This is a genomic window from Pseudorhodoplanes sp. (assembly GCF_035565855.1).
GTDB lineage: Bacteria > Pseudomonadota > Alphaproteobacteria > Rhizobiales > Xanthobacteraceae > Pseudorhodoplanes.
The window spans coordinates 1-2,445 of the sequence record NZ_DATMRX010000352.1 but is presented as its reverse complement, the minus strand read 5'-3'; the positions used below and the strand labels follow the sequence as shown (position 1 = coordinate 2,445).

The window sequence follows — 2,445 nt, the reverse complement described above, 5'->3', positions numbered from 1 at the left end:
ATCGCCGCGCCAATAGGCGCCTGCGACCTTCATCAGCTTGAAGGCATTGCCGATCTTGCCGGTCGAGGTCATGTGCGGGCCGCGGCACAGATCGAACCAGTCGCCCTGTTTGTAGATCTTGATCTGCTGGTCTTCGGGAATGGCGTCGACCAGCTCGACCTTGAAGTTCTCGCCCATCTCGCGGAACTTCTTCTTGGCCTCCTCGCGCGACCAGACTTCCTTGGTGAAGGGTTTGTCGCGCGCGATGATCTCGCGCATCTTCTTTTCGATCGCGGACAGGTCTTCCGGCGTGAACGGCTGGTTGCGCGCGAAGTCGTAATAGAAGCCGTTCTCGATCACCGGGCCGATGGTGACCTGGGTGCCGGGCCACAGCGCCTGCACGGCCTCCGCGAGCACGTGCGCGGCATCGTGCCGGATCAGTTCCAGCGCGCGCGGGTCCTCGCGATTGAGGAATTCGATCTTCGCGTCCGTCTCGATCGGATCGGCGAGGTCGGTGACCGTGCCGTCGAGCGCCATCGCCACCGTGCGCTTGGCCAGCGATGGCGAGATGCCCTTGGCAATGTCGAGACCGGTGGTGCCTTTGGGGAATTCGCGGCGTGCGCCGTCGGGGAAGGTCAGCGTGACCTGAGCCATGATCGTCTCCTGTTGCTCACTCCCGCGAACGAGCGCGGGTAAGCGGATGAAGCGAGGGATATAGCAGGGGAATCGGGGAGGGCAATTGGTTTGCGGGCAAAGCTCCGCCGGCCCTGTTGTTTGGCCGGCGCGGGCGCGCCCGTACTCCCATGGAGAAGGTGAGGGGAATGATGCGCCGAAAGACGCAGGGCATTCCTGTTGCGCCGAACCCTTGCGGGGCCGGCCGCCTTACGGCGCACCATTCGCGGCGTTTTCCGTCCGGCATGGGGCCGCGCTTTGCCTCCATGCGCCTGAAGCGACGCATGGCGTCAGCCGGCTCCCGGCAGGGGTTCCTAATGACCCCGGGCGGTGCCCCCATGCAGCCCGGGTGCGCGCGCGACGAACGCGCGCCCGCAGGCGCCGCACCCCGCTCCATCAACTGGCGTCACCGGTTGACGCCCCTCGGTGAGCGAGGTGATAGGAATATAGTCTCAGACCGTCGCCCCGTCAAGCACCGGTACAGGTCTTGGCTCGCCGACATCGCTTGTGACGGGAATTTCATGCGGGCGGGGCTCGCGGCGCCGTTATTTCGCACCCAACTGTCCCTATGCTGGTGAAGTCGGTTGGCGAACCCGGATGACGCTGCTTCGACCCCTTGCGGCCCTTGTGGCCCTTCTGATGCCAGGCGCCGCGCTCGCGCAGCCGTCGCAGAAGCCGCGTCCTGCGTTCAAGCACGAGCCGATGATCTTCTTCGTCGCCAAGGGCGCGCCCAATGCATGCGGGCCGGGCTGCGACACCTGGATTGCGGCTGAAGGCACTTTCGATCCTGAAGTCCACGAACGGCTGAGCGACTTTCTGAAAGTCCCCGCGCGTCGCCGGCTTCCCATATTCTTCCATTCGCCGGGCGGGGAATTGCAGCCGTCCATCGCCACCGGAAACGTGCTGCGTGAGCGGCGCATGGTCGCCGGCATTGGCCAGACCATCCCGGAAGGCTGTCGCGTGCGTCCGCGCGCCGACGCTGCCTGCCGCAAGCTGATGGCCTCAGGCGGCGTCCTGAAGGCGAGACTGCGGGTCGAGACGGGGATATGCGCCTCCGGCTGCGGATATGCGTTGATCGGCGCATCCGGTCGGCGCATCGGATCAGGGGCGCGGTTCGGTGTGCATGCGAGCCGTCTTCTTCCTCGCGCAAGCGGCAGCAAGGCCATGCGGGAGGATGTCGCGGCGGTGCGCCAGGCCGAGCGCCAGTCCTACGAATTGTTGAAGCAATATGTCACGCTCGCCGGGGTCGATCCCGCAATCATCGATCTTGCGATCAGGACTCCGCATAATCAGGTCCATTGGCTGTCACCGGAGGAGTTGAGCCGTTACGGCGTCATCCCGGGGGATCATTTCGAGACGCAATGGTTGCGCATCCCGCTCGCGGACGGGAAATTCACGGTCGTCAAATCGGTGACCCAGCCATCGCGCAGTAATCAGAACGAGTATCGGACGACAATCATCGGCATCGATTGCGTGGCCGGTCAGCGGCCGTATGTCACGCTGCGGCGCGAATTGCCGACCAATGAGCAGGGAGCGCGGCTCGCCTTGCGCGTGACGTCCGGCGACGCTTTTGTCCTCGTCTTCAATGAGGGGAGACGTCCGGACGTCGCGACTGAATTGCGGGTCCAGCCGGTGGCCGCCGATGCGCTGAGCCGCCTCGCGGCCAGCGAGTCCATGGTGCTGCACGAGGAAAAGGACGAGTGGCGGCGGGAAACCAGGCTGTCGACCAAGTGGCTTTTGGAAGCGCTGAACGGAGCGCCGATGCGATGTGGTGGTCGCACCTGATGTTCGCGC

At 64.9% G+C, this 2,445-nt stretch carries 2 protein-coding genes; one reads left to right on the top strand and one right to left on the bottom strand.

The genetic code is table 11. The features are described from left to right. The coding region (locus tag VN004_RS20185; protein ID WP_325613966.1) for a TGS domain-containing protein at positions 1-633 on the bottom strand (633 nt) is incomplete at its 3' end. A gap of 615 nt (positions 634-1,248) precedes the next feature. Here VN004_RS20185 and VN004_RS20180 point away from each other — a divergent pair. Continuing rightward, the gene (locus VN004_RS20180) at positions 1,249-2,436 is read left to right on the top strand and encodes a hypothetical protein (protein WP_325613965.1); all 1,188 of its coding nucleotides are present in this window, start codon (positions 1,249-1,251) and stop codon (positions 2,434-2,436) included. The last annotated feature ends 9 nt before the right edge of the window (positions 2,437-2,445 follow it).

Excerpts from the sequence above, each read along its gene's own strand:
- VN004_RS20180 (WP_325613965.1), top strand. The coding sequence starts at position 1,249 with ATGACGCTGCTTCGACCCCTTGCGGCCCTTGTGGCCCTTCTGATGCCA.